Raw genomic sequence first — 23,145 nt, 5'->3', positions numbered from 1 at the left:
GTCTCTCCTTACTGCGGCCGGATCAGGCCCGCGCGATGCGCAGACCAGCTCTCAAGCCTTTGGAATGCTTCATAGATCAGGATGGCGAGGAGGCCGGTGATCAGCCCACCCTGCACCACGAAGGCGGGATTGGCGGAGAGAAGCCCCGCGATGATCACCTCGCCCAGCGTTTTCGCCGCAACGGTTGACCCGATGGTGGCGGTGGCCAGCGAGATGACGGCGGTCAGCCGCACCCCCGCCAGAATGACCGGCAGCGCCAGCGGCAGTTCCACCTGCCAGAGCCGTTGCCGCCGTGTCAGCCCCATGCCGCGCGCGGCCTCCAGCACCGAGGGCGGCAGGGTCGACAGCGCCGTCAGCGTGTTTTCAAAGACCGGCAAGAGGCCGTAGAGGAACAGCGCCACCAGCGTCGGCCCGGCGCCAAAGCCCATCGCGGGCACGGCGAGCGCCAGCACCGCGACCGGCGGAAAGGTCTGCCCGACCGAGGTGATCGTGCGCGCAAGCGGCAGGAATTCCCGCCCGGCAGGCCGCGTCACCAGCACGCCGCCCGCGACGGCGACAAGGGTCGAGGCGGTGACGGCGATGCCCACAAGGGCGAGGTGGGAGAGCGTCAGACGCAGCAGGCTCGTTTGCAGATAGATCGGCGGGGCGTTGTTGTGGGTCAGCGGCCGGAACACCTCGGTGAAGCTTTCCGGGGTGAAGAGCAAAGCCGCCAAAAGCGCTGCGGCGAGCGTCAGGAACAGCTTGGCGATCATCGGCTGGCCCCCTCGGCCCGGGCTTGCAGGGCGGCCAGAGTGACGATGCCGCCCCCCGACACGGGCAGTGCCGCGCGGCCTTCCCAGAGGCACAGGGCAAGGGCCTCGCGCAGGCTGGTGTCTGGATTGATGGGCGTGCCCGGGGCCTCGCCCGGTTCGCGCAGGGCGTCGACCGTGCTGAGCGACAAAAGCCGGAACGGGCGCTCAGCGGCGCCCACCAGCGCCTCGACAAAGGGGGTGGCGGGGGCGGTCAGGATCTCGGACGGGGGGGCGAATTGCAGAAGCCGCCCCTTGTCCATCACCGCGATGCGGTCGCCAAGCTGGATCGCCTCCTCCATGTCATGGGTGACGATGACGAGGGTGGTGCCAAGCTGGCGCTGGATCGCGCGCAGATCGTCTTGCGCCTTCGCCCGGATCACCGGGTCGAGCGCGCCGAAGGGCTCGTCCATCAAAAGTAGCTCGGGGCGCGCGGCCAAGGCGCGGGCGACGCCCACCCGCTGTTGCTGCCCGCCCGAAAGCGCATGGGGCAGGCGGTCGCGATAGACGGCGGGGTCAAGGTCGAAAAGCTGCATCAGCTCGTCGATGCGGGCGGAAATCTCGGCCTCGCGCCAGCCAAGGAGCCGCGGCACGATCGCGATATTCTCGCCGACGGTGCGGTGGGGAAAAAGCCCATGCCCTTGAATCGCATAGCCGATCCGGCGGCGCAGCAGATGCGGCTCGATCTTCGCGGCGTCGGTATCCCCGATCCAGACCCGGCCCTTCGTGGGCTCGACCAGCCGGTTGATCATCCGCAGAAGCGTCGTCTTGCCCGACCCGGAGGTGCCCACCAGCGCCGCGATCTGCCCGGTTTCGACGGTCAGGCTGACATCCTCGACGACGGCGCGGCCGGAATAGAGCTTGCTCAGATGGTCGAGGCGGATCATGGCGTGCTCCGGTGTTTTTGCCGCGACAGGGTCTCGATCACAAGGTCAAGGCCGATGCCCGCGACGAGGGCAAGGAAGATGGTGGGCAGCGCGCCCAAAAGGATCAGGTCCATCGCGGTCTGATTGAGGCCCTGAAAGACGAAGCTGCCAAAACCGCCGCCACCAATCAGCCCGGCGATGACGGCAAGGCCGATGTTCTGCACCAGCACGATGCGCACCGCGGCCAGCACCACGGGCAGGGCCAGCGGCAACTCGACCTGGCGCAGCACCTGCGCGGGCGTCATGCCGATGCCAAGCGCCGCATCGCGCACCGCGGGCGAGACCGAGGAAAGCCCGACCCAGGTGTTCGAAACGACGGGCAGGAGCGCGTAAAGGAAGAGCGCCATCAGCGCCGGGAACGGGCCGATGCCCGCAACGCCGAGATCCGCGGCGCCCGGCACATGCGCGGCCACCCAGCCGAAGATCGGGATCATGATCCCGAACAGCGCCAGCGAAGGAATGGTTTGCAGCATGTTCAAAAGCGTCAGCACCGGCTTGCGCAGCGGCCTTGCCATGAAGATCGCAATGCCGAGCGGCAGGCCGACGATGAAGGCAAGCCCGAGCGAGCCGAAGGCCAGAAGCAGATGCTGCCAGAGCGAGCGCGAGAACATCTCGGCGCGGGCGGCATATTCGATCATCACCGAGGTGCGGTCGAGCCAGCCCGAGGCAAGCACTCCGGTCCCCGCCGCGACCGCGCCCGCAAGGATCGCCGCGCGGGTTCTGATCCCCGGGCGCAGCCGGGCGAGCGCATCGGTCGCCATCAGCGCAAAGGCCAGAAATTGCAGCCAGAACCCCGCCGCGGGCGAGACGCGGGCCATGCGGTTGCCCTCGGGCATCAGGCCGCGGGCGGCCAGACCAAGGGCGAAAAGGCTCAGCCCAAGGCCGAGCACCGCCAAGCCAAGCCGCAGGCCCAGCCCGCGGCCTGCCGCAAGACCCAAGGCAAGGATCGCCGCCATGCCGAGCGCAACCGCCCATCCGGCAGGGCCGGGCAGCGCCGCAATCAGATCGACGCCTTGCCCCGCGACGATGCGGTTCGGCTTGAACTGCACCAGCGGCAGCCAAAGACCGATCGCCCCGGTCGCCGCGAACAGCAGGCCGGTGGGCGAGAGGGCCGAGAGGGGGGGCAGGGCGAAACGCATCTGTCACCTCGGTCGGATGGAAGACTTGCGGCGGTGCGCGCAACGCGCGAATGGGGCGCGCACCGCCGAGGGTGAAAGGGGAGGCGTGAGGGTGCCCCCCCTTTCGGGTGTTACTTCAGGAAGCCCTTGGTGGTCAGATAGTCCTTGGCCACGGCATCGGCGGGCTCACCACCGACCTGAATGCGGCCGTTCAGCTCTTGCAGGGTCTTCAGATCGAGCGAGGCGAAGATCGGCGCCAGAACTTCGGCGATCTTCGGATTGGCCTTCAGCACCTCTTCGCGCACCAAGGGCGCGGGTTGATAGACCGGCTGCACCGACTTGTCGTCTTCCATCACGGTGAGGCCGACCGAGGCGATGGCGCCATCGGTGCCATAGACCATCGCGGTGTTCACGCCCGAGGTCTGCGCGGCGGCGGCGGCGATGGTGGCCGCTGTATCGCCGCCCGAAAGCTGCACGATCTGGTCCGGCGACAGGGTGAAACCATAGGTGGTCTGGAAGGCGGGCAGCGCGGCGGGGGCGGTGACGAATTCGGTCGAGGCCGCGAGCTTGATCGTGCCGCCACCCGCGATGAACTTGCCCAGATCCGACATGGTTTTCAGATTGTTCGGTTCCGCCACATCCGAGCGCACGGCGATGGCCCAGGTGTTGTTCGCGGGCGCGGCGGGCAGCCAGACGATCTTGTTCGCCGCCAGATCAAGCTCCGCGGCCCGGGCGGCGCCCTTGGCGGCATCCTTCCAGACCGGGCTGTCGGCCTCGTTGAAGAAGAAGGCGGCGTTGCCGGTATATTCCGGGTAGATGTCGATCTGCCCCGAGGTGATCGCATCGCGCAGGATCGGCGTACCGCCCAGCTGCACCTTGTTGGCCACGTCAAGCCCGGCGTTTTCGAGTGCGATATAGATCATGTTGCCCAGCAGCCCGCCCTCGGTGTCGATCTTCGAGGACACGGTGATCGGCTGGGCAAGGGCCGCGCCCGCCATCAGGCTCAGTGCCGCGGCGGCGGCAAGGGATTTCGTCGGGGTCATCTCAGGTCTCCTGTTGGATGGGGGCAGTGGCTGGTTCGTCCAGCTTATGAAATAGGCGTGCCGGGTCCAGTGCCCGCGCATCGAGGCTGGCGCGCAGGGCGGTGAGCCGTGCTGTCAGCGGAATGTCGCCCACAAAGGGCGGCACATGGGCGCGCACCCGCGCCGTCAGATCGGCGGCCGGGCCCCTGGGCGCGATCCCGCGCAGCGCCACCGCCTGCACCGACAAAAGCGCCGAAATCGTCAGGAGCCAGCCCAGAGCCTCGGCCTGTTCGCTGATCCGCTCGGCCGTCAGCGGCAGAAGCAGGGCCTCGTCTTCCAGCCCCGCGGCCAGCGTCAGCGCATGCGGCGCGACCGGGGCCGCGCTCGTGGCGATGCGGGCCGATTGCTCCATCGCGAGCTTCATCAAGGGGCCGTAGCCCGTCGCGACGACGCCCTCGGGCACCAGATTGACCGGCAGCCCCGGCAGCTGGCCATTCGTCAGCATCAGGCATTTGTTGAACAGATTGCGCCCCAGCATGGCGAGCGCGGATTGCAGCGCACCAAGCCGCAGCGACAGCTGCGCGTGATGGCTGGCGCCCGAGGTCACGACGCGGCCATCGGGCAGCACGGTCGGGTTGTCGTCGACCTGACCGCTGGCCAGATGCAACGTATCCAGCGCCTCCTCGGCCGCGGTCAGGCACGGCGCCAGCACCTGCACCATGAACCGCGCCGAGAGCGCATCCTGCACCGAGCCGCGCGCGGGCCAGTCGGTCTGATCGGCGGTTGCGACGATCAGCGCCCGGGCGACCGCGGCTTCCTTCGGCATCAGGCTGGTTTCGGCCGCCTGCCAGACCGCGCGATCGAGCCCCCAGGCGAGCGCCATCACCGGCGCTTGCGCGAGCGTCTGATGAATGCGGGCATTGGCGTCGAAAACCGCGGCCAGCGCCGCGGACAGGCTGAAACTGTTCGAGGCGACCGCCGCCAGACCCTCGCGCGGGCGCATCTGATAGGGCGTGATCCCGACCGCGGCAAAGGCGGTGGCGGCGGGCATTTCCTGCCCATGCCAGAGCACGGTGCCGACGCCGGTCATCGCGGTGGCCAGTTGCCCGAGTTGCCCCAGATCGCCACAGCCGACGCTGCCGCGCCGGGTCATCCGGGGCAGGATGTCGTGATCAATCATCTTCGCCAGACAGTCGGCAAAGCCCTCCGAGACGCCAGAGCGCCCGGTGGAGAGGGTGTTCAGCCGCAGCACCAGCGCCAGCCGCGCGATGCCGGCCGCGACCGGCTCGCCCACCGCGACCTCGTGGGCGAGGCCAAGGCTATGGTTGAACGCATCCATCGCCGTGCCTGCGTGGCACTGATGCTTCAGCGCGCCGACGCCGGTGGTCATGCCATAGATCGGCTGACCGGCCGCGGCGGCCGCTTCGAGCGCCGCGCGGCCCTTGCGCAGCGCAAGGCGCGCGGTTTCGGTCAGTTCTGCCCGCACCGGCCCGTGCAGCGCCGCGGCCAAGCTGGCCAGCGGCAGCGGCTTGCCGTCGAAACGGATCGGGGCAGGGGCATCGGTCATGCGGGGCGAGTCTCCGGGCACATGGTGTGACGATAGGCAATTGCATCGCTATCGGACATATGTTTTTTTCTGGACAGCCGATGCGGGACAACTGGTGAAAAAATGCGCAGTTCAAGTCTGATCCTGGCCGAGGCGGCGCTGCGTCTGGGCTCGGTGCGGCTGGCGGCGCGGGAAACGCGGCAGCCGTCCTCGACCTGTTCGCTGGCGCTGCGGCGGCTCGAAGAAGAGCTGTCGGTGACGCTTGCGCGGCGCAACACCGATGGGCTGGCGCTGACGCTCGAGGGGCGGCGGGCGCTGCCGGGGCTCGCGCGTCTGGCGGCGGGGCTGCGCGCGCTGCAGGGCTGCGGGCCGGGCGCCGTGCCGGAGCGCCCCTTGACGCTGGAGACGCTCTTTCGTGTGGCCGAGGCGCTGCGGCAGGGCTCGATCCGCACCGCCGCGCGGCAGCTCGGGATCGGTCAGCCGCAGCTCTCGCGTCAGCTTGCCCTGGTGGAAAGCGTTCTGGGTCAAGGCCTTGCAACGCGCAGTGATGCGGGGCTCGCGACCAGCCCCGAGGGCCATCGGTTCGAGGCGCAGGTCGCCGCGCTGGAAGCCGACTGGCGCGCGCTCTGTGATCCGGGGCAGGGCGCGGCGCCGGTGCGGGCGCGTCATCCGGTCAGCATCGGCACCGTTCTTCCCGCCACGCCCGAGGGGGATCTGGCGCGGATGCTGGGCGGGCTGATCCGCCGTCTGACCGAGAGCCATGCGCTGAATTTCACCCTTGTCGCGACGCTGGCCGAGGATCTGCTGAACGGGCTCGACACCGGGCGGTTCGACTGCGTCTTTCTCGATGCGCGGCTGCGCGACCGCTATTACAGCCAGATCGAGCTGCGTCGCTCGCAGGTGGCGCTGTGCGGTCTGCCTGCGGGACTGGTGCGCGCGGGGGCGATGATCGAGCCCGCGGTGCTGCGGAAACTGCTCGAAACGCATCCGCTGGTGCTGCAGTCGCGCCGCAGCGGGCTGCGCCAGCGCGCCGAGGCGTTTTTCGATGCGCATCTGGGGCCCGACTGGCGCGGTGCGGCGCGGGTGCTGGAGATCGACGCGCTGCCGATCATCGTCAATGTGCTGGCCGGGGGCGGCTTTGTCAGCGTGCTGCCCGAGCATGTCGGAGGTTCGAATTTTGTCGGACGGCATGTGATCTTGCCCGATGCCTATGACCAGCGGCTGATGCTCACCTGGCGCCACTCGGGCCGTGCGCGTCGGATTGCAGACCTGATCGCCCAGGATCTGGCCGAGAATTAGGGGGCGGTTCGGGCGCAGGCCGAGGGCCTTTGGGCCCTCGCCGGTCACGGGGCAAATGCTGCGTGTGACCTCGGCAATGGCCTCGGTCAATCCAGCCTTACGCCTCGATCGCCTCCAGCCACCCGGCCGCGACCTGACGGCGATGCGCGGTCAGCGCATTGCGCATCAGCATCGCCACCGTCACCGGCCCGACCCCGCCCGGAACCGGGGTGATCCAGCCTGCCACCTCGCGCACGGCCTCGGTATCCACATCGCCGAGGATCCGCACCTTGCCCGCCGCATCGGTGACCTGATTGATCCCGATGTCGATCACCGCCGCGCCGGGCTTGATCATCTCCGGCCCGATCAGATGCGCCTTGCCGACCGCCACGATCACCACATCGGCGCGGCGCGAATGCATCGCGACCGAGCGCGTCATGTGGTGGCACACCGTCACCGTCGCGCCCTCGGCCATCAGCATGAAGGCGACCGGCTTGCCGACGATCTCCGAATGGCCGATCATCACCACCTCAAGCCCGGGCATGGAAAGCCCGGTCGCGCGCACCATCTCCACCGCCGCCGCCGCCGTGCAGGGCGCCAGCGCGATGTCATTGTAAACGATATTGCCGATCGAGGCCGGGTTCATCCCCTCGACATCCTTCAGCGGATGGATCGCCGATTGCAGCGAGCGCACATGGATATGCGCCGGCACCGGGCGTTGCAGGATGATGCCCAGAACCGACGGGTCGTCGTTCAGCGCCGCGATCTTGCGCTTGCAATCCTCCTGCGTCGCTTCTGCGGGCCAGACCACCTGCTCGAAGGGCAGACCGGCTTCGGCGGCGGCGCGGGCCTGATTGCGGACATAGACCTCGATTTCCGGCGACGGCCCGATCGAGATCGACACAAGCCGCCCGACCGGATGGGTCTTGGCCGCCGCGTCAAGCTCGGCGCGGATCTCGGCCAGCAGACGGTGCTGCACCGCCTTGCCATCGATGATCCGGTGATCGCGTCTGTCGGCCATGGCGTTTCCTTTCGCGCTGAGCGGGCTTGGCCGCACCATGGCACGGCCCGGCCGCCCGCCGCGCATCGGCGCCGACGCATCGTTTCAGAAAAACGTCAGACGCCCGGGCCTTCGACGCGCAGGCTGGAGCGGCCGCCGCCTTCCTTGCGCACGGCGATGCGGGTGGCGATGCGGGCCTGCATCGCCTCGACATGGCTGATCACGCCGACCTGCCGCCCCTGCGATTGCAGCGTCTCCAGCGCATCGATCGCCAGATCGAGACTGCCCGCATCAAGCGCCCCGAACCCCTCGTCGATGAACAAGGTGCCCGCAAAGGTGCCCTTGCCGCCCATCTGCGACAGCGCGAGCGCAAGGGCGAGCGAGACCAGAAACCGCTCGCCCCCCGACAGGCTGCGCGTCGCGCGCGGGGCATCGCCCATGTCGCGATCCTCGACCTGAAGCGCCAGTTCGGCCGCGCGGCGCAGCCGGTAGCGCGGGTTCAGATCGGCCAGATGGCGGTTGGCATGATCGACCAGCACATCGAGCGTGATCGCCTGCGCGATGCGCGCAAACCGATCGCCCGAACGCGCGCCGATGGCCTTGTTCACCGCCTCCCAGACCTCAAGTTCCGCCCGCGCGACCTCGGTCTCGGTCGCCAGATCGGCGAGCGCCGCCCGCGTCTGCGCATCGCGGGCCAGATCGGCTTGCAGATGCCCGATCTCCTGCGCCCGGGTCTCGATCTCGCTTTCAAGCGCTGCAAGCTGCGTTGCGAGCGCCTCGGGGCTGTCTTCGGGAAGTCCTTCCGCCTCAAGCGCTTGCAGGTCGGTCTTGCGGGCTAATAGCGCCGAGCGCGCGGCCGTGACCGCATCTTCAAGCGCGCGCAATTCGGCCCGCAGCACCTCGGCCGTCTCGGGAGGCAGGGCGATCAGCGCGGCCAAGTCTGCCTCGGTCATCTCGGCGGCGCTCAGGGCAGCGGCAAGCGCGGCTTCGGCCGCGGTCTGCGCCTGCGCGGCCTCGGTCGCGGTGCGGGCGGTCTCCGCCCCCCGAGCGTCGGCGGCGGCAAGGGTGGCCTGCGCCGTCGCCAGCGCCGCGGCGGCGGTCCGGTGCGCCTCTTGCGCCGCCAACCGGCTTTCATTGAAACGGCTGCGATGCGCGGCGGTGGGCTCGCCATCCAGAAGCGGTGCCCGTGCGGCGCTGAGCCTGTCCAAAGCCTCGGCCCGGTCGCGTGCCGCCTGATCCGCGGCCTTGGCCTGCGCGGCCGCCGTTTCGGCCCCGCTGTGCGCGGCGGCCAGTTGCGGCGCCAACGCGGTCAAGGCCTCGGTCGCGGCTTGCAGCGCGGCGCGCGCCGTGCCCACGGCCGAGACCTGTTGGCTCAGCCGGTCCACAAGCCCCGGAGCGGCAAGGTCATGTTCCCCCGCCGCCGCGAGCATTGGCGCCAGCGTCGCGGCCAGCCGGTCGCGCTGCGCCGTGGCCTCGGCCCCGCGTTCCTCGGTGCGGGCAATCTCCTTCGCGATCTCGGTGGCCGCCGCAGCCAGCCGCTCGCGCGTGGCGCGATGCGCGGCGAGGGCGCGGCGCAGGCTGTCGCGGGTGCGGCTGATCTCGGTCAGGCGGGCGCGCAGCGCGGCGATCTGCGCCATCGCCGCGGTTTCGGCCGTTTGCAGGGCGCGGATCTGGTCTTGCGCGGCGCTCAGCGCGGCGGAGTCTGGCGTGTCGGGCAGCGCCGGGCAGAGCGGTTGGGTCGCCAGCCGGGCCTGCCCCTCGGCCCAAAGCGTGCGTGCGGCGGTGGCACGGGTTTTTGCGCGGCCCTGATCTTCGGTCGCCTGTCTGGCGCGGGCCTCTGCCGTGGCGCGGGCGCCCTGCGCGGTTGTCAGCGCGTCCCGCGCGGTCTGCGCCGCGGCGCGGGCGGCGGCCTGATCAGCGCGCAGCCGTTCGGCCAGATGCGCAAGCCCCGCCTCGGCCGGGGTCGGATGCTCGAGCGCGCCGCAAACGGGGCAGGGGCTGCCGTCAGCGAGCTGCGCGCGCAGGCTGCGCGCGGCGTCGGACAGCGCAAGATCGGCCTGTTCCAGCGGTGCCGTCAGCGCGGCGATCTGCACCTCTGCCCGCTCAAGCGCCTGTTTTGCCGCGCTTTCCTGCGCTGTTGCCTGCGTTTCCTGATCCCGGGCGGCTTGAAGCGCGGTGTCGGCGGCGGTCTGCGATGCCGCGGCCTCGGCCGCCTCGCGCAGCGCCCGCGCCAACTCGGCCAGATCGGTTTCGATCCGCGCAAGGTCGCGGACCCGGGCGGGCGGATGCGCGGCCTCAAGCGGCGCGAGCTCCGCCTGCGCTGCCTCGGCCGCCTGCGCCAAGGTCGTCTCGGCGGCTTGATCCGCAGCTTCGGCCTTGGCCGCCGCGTCGGCTTCCTGCGCAAGCGCCTGCGCCCGTTCGCGGATCGAGACCAGCGCTTTTGCAGCCGTCCGCGCGGCGTCGGAGGCCGCCCGGTGCGCGTCCAGATCGCGGCGGAGCGGCCCCCAAGCGTCCGCCAGAGGCACGACGGCGGCCAGCCCCGCAAGCGTCGTTTCGGCCGCGGCCTCGGCCGTCCGCGCGCGGGTCTCGGCGGCGACAAGATCGGCGTGCTGCCGGGCGGCGGTCTCTGCCGCGTGCCGGGCGGTGGCGGCCTGCGCCTGCGCGCTGTCCGCCTCGGTCGCGGCGGTCGCAATCTGCGTGTCCAGATCGGCGGCGCGGGTCCAGATCGGGCCGAAGGCCTTGAACGCCTCCTCGCGCTCGGCGTCGGCAGCAGCGGCCTGCTCGGCCAGCTGGGCCTGTGTGTCGAGCGCTTGCGCGGCGTCGCTGCGCGCCGAAACGGCCGCCTCGGCCGCGGTCCGGGCGCTATTCAGACGGGTCCGCGCCTCCGTCGCCGCCTGCCACGGCAGGCGCAGCGGCGCGGCCCGGTCGAGCCGGTCAAGCTCTGCGCGGGCGGCGCCTGCCTCGGCCTGCCGGGCCTCGGCGTCCCTCAGGGCGATGGCGGCGCTCTGCACCTGCGCCGCGGCCTCGGCATGGCGGCGGTGGCGGGCCAAAGCCTCGGTCAGACGGTTGCGTTCGGCCGCAGACGTCGCATTCGCTTCGCTCTTCGCGGCGATCTCGGCCACGAGGGCCGCGCGGGCGTCGTCGGTCAGCAACCGATGTTCGGCGGCGCGGGCCAGAAGCTGCGCATGGGCGCCCCGCGCAGCCTCGGTGCGCTCGTAAACCCGGATCGAGACAGCGCGGTAAAGCCCTGTTCCGGTGACCTTTTCCAGCAGGTTCGCGCGCTCGCCGGTATCGGCGCGCAGGAAGGCGTCGAAATCCCCCTGCGCCAGCAGGACGGTGCGGCGGAACTCTTCATAGGAGAGGCCCGTCAGCGCCTCGACCTGTTCGGTCACCGCCTGTGTCTGCGCGGCCAGCACCTGGCCATCTTCGGCGCGCGCAAGGCTGCGGGCGACCGATTGCAGCTTGCCCTCGACCCGGTCGCGGGCGCGTCTGGCCTGCCAGCGCGCGATATATTCGGCGCCGTCGCGGGCGGCAAAGCGCACCTCGGCCCAGCCCGTCGCCGCGCCGCGCCGCAAGATCGCGCGGCTGTCCGAGGCGCTGATCTCCTCGCCCGCCGCATCGGGCACCTTGTCGCTGCGCGCGCCCGCGGCCAGCCGCGGCGCATCGCCGTAAAGCGCCAGACACATCGCGTCGAGGATCGAGGATTTGCCCGCCCCGGTCTCGCCGGTGATGGCGAAAAGCCCGGCGCCCGCCAGCGGCGCGGTGGTGAAATCGATGCGGAAGGGCGCGGCGAGGCTGGCGATATTCTGCCCGGAAATCGAGAGGATACGCATGGCTCAGACCTCGGAAAGCGCGTCGCGGAAGGCGCTGAAATGGCGCGGTTCGGGATCGGTGCCGTGCAGATCGCGGAAGGCGGCGGCAAAGAGCGCCTCGGGGCTGGTCTGGGTCAGCCCCTGTGGCGGGGCCGCGCTGGGGGCGGCAGTCTCGGGGCGGGTGATCGTCAGCCCGGCGAGCCGCACCGGCAGGGGCTCAAGGGCCGCATCCAGCGCCGCGGTGATCTCGGTCACCGGGCGGTCGGCGGCAAGGGCGAGGTAGAGGAAAGGGCCTTCGGCGCGGGGCGTGTCGGCACGGGGCAGGGCTTCGAGCGCGGCAAGGATCGCGGGCAGGGGGGCGGTGCCCTGCGCGGGCAGGCGCAGCACCGGCACCGGGCGCGGCAGCGGGATGTGCCGGGGGGCGGCGTCCGTGGCCAGATCGAGCAGTGTCACGCCGTGGTCGTAGCCGATCTCGCTGGCGGACAGCGGGAAAGGCGAGCCGGAATAGCGCACCCGCCCGCCATCCAGCGATTGCGGCTTGTGCAGGTGACCGAGCGCGACATAGCCAAGCGCGGCCGGAAAGACATCGGGGGGCACGGCATGATCGCCGCCGATCAGGATGCGCCGCTCGGCCCCCGCGCTTTCAAGCCCGCCCGCGCAGGTCAGATGCGCCATCGCGACGAGCGGCACCGCGCCCGCAAGCGCCTGAGCCCGCGTCACCGTCTCGCTCAGCAGCGCGCGCAGGGCGGCGGTGACCGCGCCCTCGGTTCCGTCCTCGGCGCCCAGACGCAGGCCCGGCAGATCGGCCTGCCGCAGGAAGGGCAGCGCCAGAACCTGTGCCCGCACCTGTCCAAAGCCATCGCGCAGCGGGATCAGATGGCGGGCCAGATCCACGCCCTCGGCGCCACGCGCCAGCGTGCCGAGCACATGCACGCCCAGTTCGCGCAGCACCGCCTCGGGCGCTTCAAGCCGTTGCGCCGGGTCGTGATTGCCCGCCGTCAGCACGATCTGCAGCGCCGGATTGGCGCGCAGATAGCCCGCAAGCGCCGCATAAAGCAGCCGCTGCGCCTCGCCCGAGGGGTTCAGCCCGTCAAAGACATCGCCCGAGACAAGCAGCGCATCCACATGTTCGGCCACAAGAATTTCGCCCAGATGGGCGAGGAAGGCACGGTGCTCGGCCTCGCGCGACCAGCCGTTCAGGGTCTGTCCGATATGCCAGTCGGCGGTGTGCAAGAGGCGCATCAAAGGGCTTTCGTCAGGAGCTTTCGGCCGGGGGGCGGCACCATCGGCCCAGATTAGCGCGGGCCGCTGCCCGGGGCCACCCGAAAGCCGCTTTCGGCGCGGTTTCGACCCGCCCGTCCGGAGGCTTCAAAATGCTTAAAATATGGTAAATTTGCCGCGATCACCCGGAAAATGCCCTTTGTCCGAAGCGCCCCCTCTTTGAAGCTTGCTTGCAAGGCACGGCGGAAGATTATCCTCCGCGTTGAGCGAATTTACGCGGGTTCATCTCGCGCGGGTCGTCGGAATTGACCGGCAGGCGCGGAAACCGGGGGTTTGCGACGGGGCGGGAGCTGGCCTGTCGCCTTGTGGTTTTCATGCTCTTTTCTCGAGGACCTGTCATGGCCCAGCCGTCTTTTCTTGCGCGTTCCACGTCCGCAAAGGGACGTTTTTCCCGCGCGCCGCGCCCTGCCGTGCTGTTGCAGACCACGGCGCTGGTGCTGGTGATCGGTCTTGCGGCGGCGCCGGGGCAGGCCGATCCGGTCTGGGTGGGCGGAACCAGCGCCGACTGGAGCGATGATGCGAACTGGGCAGCGCCGGGCAGTGCGGCGCCTGCAAATGGCGATGCGGTGCAGATCGACCCCGCCTTGCCGGGTGACAATGATCCGACGCTTGCGACCCCCTCTGCCCAGACGGCAAGCGTCGATGTGACTGCCAATGCCAGACTGACGGTGGCGGGCACGGGGGTGTTGAACTCCGACGGCGCGGTGACGATCCATGCCGATGGCGCGATCGCCGTGCAGGCCGGGGGCCAGATCGACGCCGACAGCGTCGCGGTCGGGACGAATGGCACGCTGACGACGGCGGGAACCGTGACGGTCGGCGCCGGCAATGCGCTCACCTCGGCGGGCAGCGTGACCAACAACGGCACCGTCCACGGCGATGTTGCGGTGACGGGGGGCATTTTCGACAACAACGATACCATCACCGGCGATACCAGTGTTTCCGGCGGGACGCTGACGAACGACGGCACGATCGATGGCACGGCGGGGGTCTCGGGCGGACGGATCGTCAACCGCGGCACGATCAGCACCGGCGCGGATGTGTCGGGCGGGCGGCTGAGGAACCAGGACACGATCAGCGGCGGCGCGCAGGTCTCGGGGGGCGATCTGGTCAACAACGACTCGATCAGCGGCGATGTGACGGTTTCGGGCACCGGCGCCTTCGTGCAAGGCGCCACCGGCACATTGAGCGGCGATGTGGCGATCACCGTCGCGGGGGCCTCTGTGACGAACGCCGGGTCGATGGGCAATGTCGACAGCGCTGGCGCTTTCATCAACCGCGGCACCGGCAGCGCCGGTGTGGTGACGAACACCGGAACCGGGTCGAACGCGGGCACGCTCGCCGCGCTGACGAACGCGGGCGGCAGCTTCACCAACAGCAATCAGATCACCGGCGATCTGCAGGTCGATGACGGCGTGGTGACGAACCTTGGCTCGGTCGGCGGCACGGTCGCGGTCGGGGCTCTGGGCGAGCTGCGCAATGGCAGCGCACTTGGAGACCTGTCGAGCGACGGCCGCTTCGTCAACCTTTCGAGCGGCGCGGCGGGCACGCTGACCAGCTCGGGCAGTGGCACGAACTTCGGCACGCTCGCCGCGCTGACGACCGAGGGGGGCAGCTTCACCAACAGCAATCAGATCACCGGCGCTCTGCAGGTCGATGACGGCGTGGTGACGAACCTTGGCACCGTCGGCGGTGCGGTCGCGGTCGCGACCCGTGGCACGTTGCGCAATGACGGCACCCTCGGCGATGTCGCGGTCGACGGTGATTTCTCCAACACCGCGAATGGGATCGCCGAGGATGTGACCGTCTCCGCCACCGGCACCGGCGCGAACGCCGGCACGATGGCCTCGCTGACGACCCAGGGCGGCAGCTTCACCAACAGCAACGAGATCACCGGCACGGTGACCGTCGCGGCGGGCAGCGTCGCCAATACCGGCGCCATCGGCGGCGGGGTCGATCTGCTCACCGGCCGCTTCGATCAGGGCGCGGGCGGGAACGTCACCGGTGTTGTCGATATCTCGACCGGGGCCAGCGCCAGCAATGCGGGCGTGATGGGCGACGTGACGAACGCCGGGACCTTCACCAACACGCAAGACGGCATCGCCGGGGGGGTGACCTCGTCGGGCATCGGCACGAATGCGGGCCGGCTTGCGGGGCTCGTCACGACCGGGGGCCGCTTCGTCAACAGTGGCGCGATCACCGGCGATGCCGATGTGCAGGACGGTCGTCTGCGCAGCAGCGGCAGCATCGGTGGCGCGCTGTCGGTCGACGGGGGCACCGTCGATCTGCTGCGGACGGGCGTCGTGACCGGGCTGACGACGATCGGCGCGGCCGGGACCGTTGCGGCTTCGGGCACGCTGGGCGCGGTCGAGAATGACGGCGATCTGCAGATCCTGTCCTTCGGATCGGCCGGCACGGTCACGAACCGCGCGGATCTTGCCGTCGCTGCGGGCGGCAGCATCGACACGCTGACGAACAGCGGCACGGCCGAGAACAGCGGCCAGATCGACAGCGTCACCAACACGGGCAGCTTCTCGAACCTTGCGACCGCGGGCGACGTGACGAACAGCGGCACCTTCGTGAACAACGCCGGAGCCTCGGCCGGGGCGGTGACGAACACCGGCGGTCCTGCGGCCAGCGGGTCGAATGCGGGCACGATCGCCGGGCTGACGAACGCGGATGGCAGCTTCGGCAATATCGGCACGATCAGCGGTGATGTCGCCGTCACGGCGGGCACGGTGCGCAACTCCGGCGCGGTTGGCGGCGCGCTGAGCGTCACCGGGGGCAGCTTCACCCAGAGCGGCGCGGGACAGGTCGCGGGGCTGAGCACGGTCGGTGACGCGGGCAGGCTGACGAACGCGGGCACGCTCGCCGACCTGACCACCTCGGGCCATTTCGAGAACCGCGCGGGCGGCACCGCCGGGGCGGTGACGAATTCGGGCACCGGCGCGAATGCGGGCGCGATCGCCGCACTGACGAACACCGATGGCAGCTTCGACAACCGCGGGCGGATCGCGACCAATGTCGTTGTCGATGGTGGCGCCGTGACGAGTTCGGGCCGGGTCGGCGGTACGTTGACGGTGAACGGCGGCAGCTTCACCCAGACGACAGGGGGCCGCGTCGTCGGAGCGAGCACGGTCAAGGCGGCGGGCACGCTGACGAACGCGGGCACTCTGGCCGATGTGACGAACCGCGGCCAGTTCGACAACCTGATCGGCGGCACGGCCGCGGCGGTGACGAATGCGGGCACGGGCACGAATGCGGGCACGATCGCCACGCTGAGGAATACCGACGGCACCTTTGACAGCAGCGGCACCATCTCGGGCCGCGTCGCGGTCGATGGCGGCACGGTGACGAACACCGGCACGGTGCAGGGCGCGGCGACGGTGGCCGATACAGGCTCGCTGACGAACGGAGGAACGCTTGACCAGGTGACCACCTCTGGCCGCTTCGACAACCTGGCGGGCGGGACCGCCGGGGCGGTGACGAATGCGGGCACGGGCACGAATGCGGGGATCATCGCCACGCTGACGAATACCGATGGCAGCTTCGCGAACAGCGGCACCATCTCGGGCCGCGTCGCGGTCTCGGGCGGGATTTTCGAGCAGACCGGAGATGGCGCGGTCGCGGGCACGGTCGAGATCGGGCCTGATGGCACTGTTCGCAACAGCGGCACGCTGCATCGGGTGACCAACAACGGCACCTTCAACACCCTGGCAACCGGCAGCGCCGGGGCGGTGACGAACTTTGCCACCGGCTCGAACGCGGGCACGCTTGCCTCGCTTGTGACCTCTGGCGGCGTCTTCGCCAACACCGGAGCGATCCTGCACGCTGTCACCGTGACCGCAGGCACGCTGACGAACGGTGGCGTGATCTCGGGCGATGTGACGGTCTCGGGCGGCAGCCTCGCGCAGCTGGCGGGGGGGGCGGCCGAAGGGCGGATGCAGATCGGCGCCGCCGGGACGGTGAACAATGCGGGCACGATCGGCGAGGTCACCAATGATGGCACGCTCGACAATGCCGCGGGTGGCGAAACCGGCGCGGTCGGCAATGCGGGCCATCTGATCAACGGCGTCGGGGCGACGACGGGAACGGTGACGAACACCGGCAGGGTCGAGAACCACGGCACGCTTGATGCGCTGGTCAACAGCGGCGACGGCAGGGTGACCAACGCCGGCGCCATCACGGGCGATGCGCAGATCGACGGCGGCACGCTGACCAGCCGCGGCACCGCGCGGATCGGTGGTGCGCTGAGCATCGCCGAGGGTGCGACGGCCGCGGTTGACACCGGTCGGATGACGGTCGGGGGCGCGACGACGCTTGCGGGTCGGCTGAACATCGCGGACAGCGCGGCGATGTTTGCCGAAGGCGGCATCACCAGCACCGCGAGCGGCGTGATCGCGCTCTCGGGCGATCTGACGCTTGGCACGGCGGGCGATCCGGGCACGCTCGAGAATGGCGGCGCGCTGGTCTTCCGCGACAGCGGCGCGGTCGTGACCGGCACTGTCACTGGCGGCACGATCTACGGGCTTGATGGCGCGACGATCAACGGCACGGTGACCGGCGCCGATCGCATCACCCTGCTCGACGCCGATCGAAACGCCCTGCTCGACGCCGAAATCGTCCCCGGCGCGCGAAGCGCCGCCGCGGCGCCCGCGATGCAGACCTTCACCGTCGGCAGCCTTGCGGGCGATGCCACGGACCTTTCCTTCGACGTCGATTTCTCGACCGAGGCAGGGGCGATCGACCAGATCGCGGTTGCGGGCAACATCTCGGGCAGCTTCGCGCTGCACTTCTCCGACATCGACACCGATGAGCCGCTTCTGCCCGACGGGCCGCTCACCTTCCTGACCGGCACGATCGACCGCGGAACCACCTTCACCTACGACTTCTCCGAACTCAGGAATTCTACGCCTTTCGACTTTTCCGTCGTGTCGAACGGCTCGGGTGGGTTCGCCCTGAAAACCGAGATCGACAAGGACATCGTCGCGATCGCGGGCAGCGTTGCGCTGTCGCAAAGCCTGATCGGGGCGCTGGTGAACCGGCCGACAAGCCCCTTCACCGTCGGCCGCGCCGTCGCCGAGGAGCGCAACTGCGCGCCGGGCGGCTGGGGTCGGGTCACGGGCGGTCGTGTCAATGCCTCGGGGCGCAGCATTTTCGACGACGGCATCGGCGTCGGCTCCAATGTCTCGGCCAGCTATTCGGGGATGCAGTTCGGTGGCGATCTGTCGTGCTTCAACAATGCGATCCTGGGCTGGGACATGGCCTTTGGCGGCTTTGGCGGGTTCAACCGTGGCTCGGGCCGGATCTCGACCGCCGAGGCGGCGAACTCCTCGGCCGTCAGCACCGCCTCCGACACCGATTTCGATCAGGCCTATGGCGGGTTCTACATCACGGCGGCGCGCGACAAATGGGTGGCGGATCTGCAACTGCGCCGCGAACGCACCGGCTTCACCATCAACAACGCCCATATCGGCGGCAACAACTCTCTGACAAATCGGGGCTTCGACATCAATGCCACGACGCTTTCGGGCTCGATCTCGGCCAGCTTCCCGCTCAAGGATACCGGCTGGAACCTCGTGCCGACCGGCGGGTTCATGATTTCGCGCTCGGGGTCGGACACGCTGCTCTTCGACAAGGTGACAGACGGCAAGCAGGCTTCGCTCGACATCGCCGATCATACGGCAAAACTCGGGTTCCTCGGACTCTCGGCCTCGAAAGTGAAGATCGCGGAAAGTGGAGACCGCGCGACCAGCTACTTCGTCACCGGCACCTACTACCACGATTTCGCCGATCCGCTGAACAGCTACTATACGGATGCGACCATCGACGTCGACCACGGTCTGCTGCAATCGCAGACGCTTGGCTCGTTTGGCGAGGTCAGCGTCGGGATGAGCTATCTCAAGGTCCTGTCGGAGAACAACCACGGCCTGCCGGCCAAGCAGTTCAACGCCTCGATCCGGCTCGACGGGCGCTTCAGTTCGACCATGGACAGCACCGCCATCACCGCGCAGGCGCGCTGGCAGTTCTGACACGAGCGGCGATGGCGGCGCTTGACCGATGATCGGGTGGTCTTCACTGTCGCACCGCTGCAACGGGTGGGCCCCCTGCGGGGCTCTTCCTTCGGGAGAGCGGCACAATGTCATTGTTCAGCAAGGTGGCCTGGAAAGAGGGCCTGTTTCTGCAGCCCCAGCACCTGCAACAATCCGATCGCTCCCTTGAACATCTGATCGATGCCCGGTTGCGCCGCCTTGTGCCATACCCCGGGGGCTTTTGCCGCAGCCGGTGATCTGCCCCGAGGAGGCGGCGGGCCAGATCGTCTGGCTGACCGCGCCCGAGGCCGCACCGAACGGCCGCGACATTGGCCCCGAGGACGAGGGCGGCGCGACGCTATCGGCTGACCTCGGAGACGGTGGCCGACAATGCCGCCGGCGCGCGGATCGAGCCGCTGGTGGAAACCGCCGTGCCGCGGCTCGAACTCGCGATCCGGCGCACGCCGCGGCCGGGCCATCAATGCCTGCGCATCGCCCGCATCCACGAGATGCGCGACGGGGTGATCGCGCTCGATGACACGCTGCCGCCGCCCGCGCTGGTTCTGGGCACGCATCCGGTTCTGGGCGGCTACCTCAGCCGCGTGCCGGGCTGCGTCGAGGCGAAGCGCGAAACGCTTGCCCGCTATGCCGCCGATCCCTCCTCGGGCGGGGGGATGCAGGCGGCGGATTATCTGATGCTGATGACGCTCAACCGCGAGGTCACCGTGCTGCGCCATCTCTCGGGGCTCGATTGCGTGCATCCCGAGGAGCTCTGCCGCCGTCTGGTCGGGCTGGCCGGGGAACTCGCCAGTTTCGACACCGGCGGGCGGCTCGCGGCGAAATATCCGCCCTATGACCCTGCCGAGGCGAAGGACAGCTTCACCCCCGTGGTGATGGACATCCAGCGCGCGCTGAGCCGCGATGTCGGGCGCACGGTGCGGCTGCCGTTGCGGCTGGTGCGGCAGAATTCCTATCTGGCCGAGGTCGCCGATCGCAACCTCTTCCGCGACGCGACCTTCGTGATCGAGGTGGAAAGCGCCAAGCCGCTGGCGCAGGTGATGTTGCCGTTCCCGCAGCTGTGCAAGGTCGGCCCGAACACCCGGATGAGCGAGATCGTCAAGAACAACCTGCCCGGGATCGGTCTGGTGCATCTGCCGAGCCCGCCGCGGCAGATCCGGGTGGTGGCGACGAATGTCTATTTCCTGCTCGATCGCAACACCCTGCTCTGGGCCGAGTTTTCGAATGCCCCCGCGATCGGGATGCATTTCGCGGGCGACTGGCCGGAGCTGAAACTGGACGTCTGGGCGATCCCGGAGCATCTCTGAGCGGGCGGCGGAACCGGGATCGGGCAAGGCCCGTTGGCTGGGGCCGCGGGAAGGGGAGGACCGGAAATGGCGCAGAACGACGATCACGACAAGACGGTGATCGGAGGCGGTTTGCCGCCGATGCCCGATCCGCGGCACCCCGGCCGTCTGGCGGGCGATCCCTTTGCGCGCCCGCTGCCCCCCGGGGCCGCGCCGCCGATGCCCGGGGCCGAACGCACGGTGATCGGTGGCGCCCCCGCCGCGCCGTCCGCCGCGCCCGGTTGGCCGCGGGCGCCGTTGCCGCCGCAACCGGGGCTGCCCGGCTATCCCTCGGCCAGCCCCGGTTTCGGCACCGGCCTGGGTCAGGGGCTCGGGCAAACTGCGGCGAACCCGTTCCAGTCCGCGGGGCAGGGCTTCTTTCCCGACATCGGTGCCGCGCAGCCCGCCTTTGTGCCAAGCGCCCCCGCCACGCCCCGCATCTCGCTGCGCGCGGCGCTGCAGGCGGCGACGCTCGGGCGCGGCTTCTCGAGCAATCCGCTTGTCGCGGTGGCCTCGAACCTGCTGATCCTCTTTGGCCGCCTGCGCTCGGGTCTGGTCGAGATGGAGGCGATGCCGCTGATGGAGCACGTCGCGCGCGAGATCGACGGCTATGACCGCGCCCTGATCGGCGCGGGGGTGGCCCCGGCCGAGGCGATGGTGGCGAAATATCTGCTTTGCGGCACCGCTGACGATCTGGTGCAGAACCTGCCCGGCACCGACCGCGGGCTCTGGGTGCAATATTCGATGGCGGCGCGGTTCTTTCAGACCCGCGACACCGGCGTCGGCTTCTTTTCCGAGGCGGAAAAGGCGATGCAGGCGCCCGCGCAATATGCGAACCTGCTGGAACTGATGCTGACCTGCCTCGCGCTGGGCTTCGAGGGGCAGTATCGCACGGCGCAGAACGGGGCGGTGCCTCTGGCCCGCATCCGCGCCGCGATCTTCGGTCTGCCGGGGCAGATGGCGATGCTGCGCGAGCCCGTGGCCGACTTCCTGCGCCGGGTCTTCGAGCCGACGCGCTATGCCTCGAACGCGATCCTGCGTGGCTTCTATCTTACCTCGGGCACGCAGGAAGGCACGCCGATCGATCAGGTTCTGGGCGCGGTTGCCCGCGCCGAGGGGGGCGTGTCGCTGGCGCCCGGGTTCCTGTCTGGCAAGGGCAAGAGCTTCTTCCTGCAAGATCTTTTGCGCAAGGTGATCTTTGCCGAACGCGATTGGGTCAGCCATGACCGCGGCGCGGTGCGGCGTGACCTGATTTTGCGCCGCGCCGCGGGCGACGAGATCCGCCGCGATCTCATCGACGATCCGGCGCTGGAGGCGGTCGTGCCGATCCTTGATGACATCCGGATGATGCCGACGGGCTATGGCGTCGAGAGCAAGGGCACGGTGCTGGAGGGCATGGGGCTGGGCCAGCTTGATCGGCTGCAGGCAGCGGCGCGCAGTTCCTATTCCGATGCGCTGGAACGGATGCTTCGGCCGCGGCTGATCCTGTCGGTCGAAAAGCAGTTGCATGCGCTGACCGACAAGGGGGATGCCACCGGGGTTTATCGCGCGCTCAAGGTCTATTTGCTTTTGGGCGGGCAGGGCGGCCGGAGCGAGGATGACACGCTGCGCAGCTGGTTTGCCGCGGGATGGACGGCGGCCTATCCGGGCGCCTCGCAGACCGATCTGCGCGACCGGCTGAAGGCGCATCTGAACGCGATGCTCGATCTGGACGATGGCCGCGCGCTTCTGGTCGATCCCGACAGCGCGGTGGTCAGCCGGGCGCGGCAGGCGATCGTGCAACTGCCCGTCGCCGATCAGGCCTATGCGGTGATCATGGACGGCGCGGCGGCCTCCGCCTCGGCCTCGCCGATCCTGCTTCTGGTGCGCGAGGTCGATGCCGAGACCCGGCTGACGCGCGAATTCGACGGTATGGAGGGGCTGACGCCCGAGATTCTGGCCTCGGGCGCGGTCACCGACGGGGTGAAGGCCGATCCGATCGAGCGGATCGAGGAAGACTTCGCGATGTGGCACGAGCTGCTTCTGGGCGAGACCGGGCAGCGCCCGATCGATGCGATCATCGGCAACATGGGGGCGATCTGGAACAACCTGCGGCTGGCCGCGGCCGATCCGCAGCAGGCGGCGGCGGTGCAGGCGGACTTGCTCAACGCGCTGACGCAGAACAATTCGCAGCTGCCCACGCCGCTCGCCGATCTGGTCAACGCGGCCGAGGGCGACTTCCGCAAGGCTGCCTCGGATGCGACTCTTGAAACGATGAACCGGGCGCTCGCGGACAAGATCACCTATTTTTGTCGCGACACGATCAAGCCCTCGTTCCCGTTCTCGCCCAATTCCACGCGCTATCTCTCGATCGAGAATTTCTCGAAATTCTTCGGGCCGGGCGGCGACATGGACAAGTATTTCGCCGACTATCTCGCCCCCCATGTCGAGCGCAGGCGCGAGGGGCTGCGCTGGCGCGAGGACAGCCCCTTGGCCGGGCGGCTGTCGCTGGCGACGCTGCGCCAGTTCGAACGCGCCGAGGCGATCCGGCAGGCCTATTTCTCGGGCGGGGGGACGGTGCCGCAGGTGGAAGTCGCGGCGCCCCATGTCTCGAGCCATGCGACGGTGAAAAGCGCGATCCTGATGGTCAACGACACGCGGATCGAGACGATCCCGCATCAGGTGCCAAAGACCGCGATCTGGCCGGGCACCTTCAAGGTGACGGCGGTGCAGCTCGCCCCGGCCGTGCGCGGCGGGCAGAATTCGCTTGGGTTCACAGGCTTTTTCTGGACGATCCTCGAATTCATGAATGCCGCCGTCTCGCGCGCGCAGCGGGGCGATACGACGCGGGCGACCCTTGTCGTCGGCGGGCGCGACATCACCTATGATTTCACCATCAACGCGCTGACGAACCCGTTCACCATGCCCGAGTTGAGGGAATTCGAATGCCCCGCCAGTCTGGATTGAGCCGATGAGCCGCGTCGATCCCCCCCAACCGCGGACGCTGCCCGAGGCTCTGG

12 protein-coding genes are annotated in these 23,145 nt (G+C 69.4%); 4 read left to right on the top strand and 8 right to left on the bottom strand.

All coding sequences use genetic code 11. From position 1 onward, the window contains the following. Positions 1-8: 8 nt before the first annotated feature. The 5 genes from C8J30_RS09445 to C8J30_RS09425 all read right to left on the bottom strand — a co-directional run bounded on the left by C8J30_RS09445 (position 9) and on the right by C8J30_RS09425 (position 5,421). A complete protein-coding gene (locus C8J30_RS09445; protein WP_110805603.1) occupies positions 9-752 on the bottom strand; it encodes an ABC transporter permease in 744 nt (247 codons plus the stop codon). Next, positions 749-1,675, bottom strand: a complete 927-nt coding sequence (locus C8J30_RS09440) for an ABC transporter ATP-binding protein (RefSeq protein ID WP_110805602.1) — start codon at positions 1,673-1,675, stop codon at positions 749-751. The genes C8J30_RS09445 and C8J30_RS09440 overlap by 4 nt, the downstream gene beginning before the upstream one ends. Further along, complete coding sequence (locus C8J30_RS09435; RefSeq protein WP_110805601.1) at positions 1,672-2,853, bottom strand: ABC transporter permease; 1,182 nt, start codon at positions 2,851-2,853, stop codon at positions 1,672-1,674. The genes C8J30_RS09440 and C8J30_RS09435 overlap by 4 nt, the downstream gene beginning before the upstream one ends. A gap of 110 nt (positions 2,854-2,963) precedes the next feature. Beyond that, positions 2,964-3,875 (bottom strand): glycine betaine ABC transporter substrate-binding protein OsmF, encoded by a 912-nt coding sequence (osmF, locus tag C8J30_RS09430; RefSeq protein WP_110805600.1) that lies wholly within the window; start codon positions 3,873-3,875, stop codon positions 2,964-2,966. Between the two features lies 1 nt (position 3,876). After that, positions 3,877-5,421 carry an aromatic amino acid lyase gene (locus C8J30_RS09425; protein ID WP_110805599.1) on the bottom strand — a complete coding sequence of 515 codons (1,545 nt, stop codon included), beginning with the start codon at positions 5,419-5,421 and terminating at the stop codon, positions 3,877-3,879. Between the two features lie 102 nt (positions 5,422-5,523). On the opposite strand from C8J30_RS09425, the gene C8J30_RS09420 reads away from it, so the two are divergent. Then, positions 5,524-6,699 (top strand): LysR family transcriptional regulator, encoded by a 1,176-nt coding sequence (locus tag C8J30_RS09420; RefSeq protein ID WP_110805598.1) that lies wholly within the window; start codon positions 5,524-5,526, stop codon positions 6,697-6,699. Between the two features lie 97 nt (positions 6,700-6,796). Here C8J30_RS09420 and C8J30_RS09415 read toward each other — a convergent pair whose 3' ends face one another. From C8J30_RS09415 to C8J30_RS09405, 3 genes are all read right to left on the bottom strand, one after another. Beyond that, on the bottom strand, positions 6,797-7,699 hold the full coding sequence (locus tag C8J30_RS09415; protein ID WP_110805739.1) for a bifunctional 5,10-methylenetetrahydrofolate dehydrogenase/5,10-methenyltetrahydrofolate cyclohydrolase: 903 nt from the start codon (positions 7,697-7,699) through the stop codon (positions 6,797-6,799). 95 nt (positions 7,700-7,794) lie between these two features. After that, entirely contained in the window at positions 7,795-11,511 is a 3,717-nt protein-coding gene (locus C8J30_RS09410; RefSeq protein WP_110805597.1) for an AAA family ATPase, read from the bottom strand. 3 nt (positions 11,512-11,514) lie between these two features. Beyond that, the gene (locus C8J30_RS09405) at positions 11,515-12,732 is read right to left on the bottom strand and encodes an exonuclease SbcCD subunit D (protein WP_110805596.1); all 1,218 of its coding nucleotides are present in this window, start codon (positions 12,730-12,732) and stop codon (positions 11,515-11,517) included. A gap of 449 nt (positions 12,733-13,181) precedes the next feature. Between C8J30_RS09405 and C8J30_RS09400 the strand changes: the two genes are divergently transcribed. The 3 genes from C8J30_RS09400 to icmH all read left to right on the top strand — a co-directional run bounded on the left by C8J30_RS09400 (position 13,182) and on the right by icmH (position 23,092). Beyond that, a complete protein-coding gene (locus C8J30_RS09400; RefSeq protein ID WP_110805595.1) occupies positions 13,182-18,803 on the top strand; it encodes a beta strand repeat-containing protein in 5,622 nt (1,873 codons plus the stop codon). 329 nt (positions 18,804-19,132) lie between these two features. Further along, entirely contained in the window at positions 19,133-20,128 is a 996-nt protein-coding gene (gene tssK, locus C8J30_RS09395) for a type VI secretion system baseplate subunit TssK (protein WP_394341925.1), read from the top strand. A 66-nt stretch (positions 20,129-20,194) separates the two neighbouring features. Further along, a complete protein-coding gene (gene icmH / locus C8J30_RS09390) occupies positions 20,195-23,092 on the top strand; it encodes a type IVB secretion system protein IcmH/DotU (protein ID WP_110805594.1) in 2,898 nt (965 codons plus the stop codon). Positions 23,093-23,145: the final 53 nt, after the last annotated feature.

Origin of the sequence: Rhodobacter viridis (assembly GCF_003217355.1) — a bacterium.
Lineage (GTDB): Bacteria > Pseudomonadota > Alphaproteobacteria > Rhodobacterales > Rhodobacteraceae > Rhodobacter > Rhodobacter viridis.
Note: the sequence above shows the minus strand (reverse complement) of the source record. Positions and strands in the feature narration are given on the sequence as shown.

Excerpts from the sequence above, each read along its gene's own strand:
- icmH (WP_110805594.1), top strand. The coding sequence starts at position 20,195 with ATGGCGCAGAACGACGATCACGACAAGACGGTGATCGGAGGCGGTTTG.
- C8J30_RS09425 (WP_110805599.1), bottom strand. The coding sequence starts at position 5,421 with ATGACCGATGCCCCTGCCCCGATCCGTTTCGACGGCAAGCCGCTGCCG.
- C8J30_RS09445 (WP_110805603.1), bottom strand. The coding sequence starts at position 752 with ATGATCGCCAAGCTGTTCCTGACGCTCGCCGCAGCGCTTTTGGCGGCT.
- C8J30_RS09405 (WP_110805596.1), bottom strand. The coding sequence starts at position 12,732 with ATGCGCCTCTTGCACACCGCCGACTGGCATATCGGACAGACCCTGAAC.
- C8J30_RS09420 (WP_110805598.1), top strand. The coding sequence starts at position 5,524 with ATGCGCAGTTCAAGTCTGATCCTGGCCGAGGCGGCGCTGCGTCTGGGC.
- osmF (WP_110805600.1), bottom strand. The coding sequence starts at position 3,875 with ATGACCCCGACGAAATCCCTTGCCGCCGCCGCGGCACTGAGCCTGATG.
- C8J30_RS09410 (WP_110805597.1), bottom strand. The coding sequence starts at position 11,511 with ATGCGTATCCTCTCGATTTCCGGGCAGAATATCGCCAGCCTCGCCGCG.
- C8J30_RS09435 (WP_110805601.1), bottom strand. The coding sequence starts at position 2,853 with ATGCGTTTCGCCCTGCCCCCCCTCTCGGCCCTCTCGCCCACCGGCCTG.
- C8J30_RS09440 (WP_110805602.1), bottom strand. The coding sequence starts at position 1,675 with ATGATCCGCCTCGACCATCTGAGCAAGCTCTATTCCGGCCGCGCCGTC.
- C8J30_RS09415 (WP_110805739.1), bottom strand. The coding sequence starts at position 7,699 with ATGGCCGACAGACGCGATCACCGGATCATCGATGGCAAGGCGGTGCAG.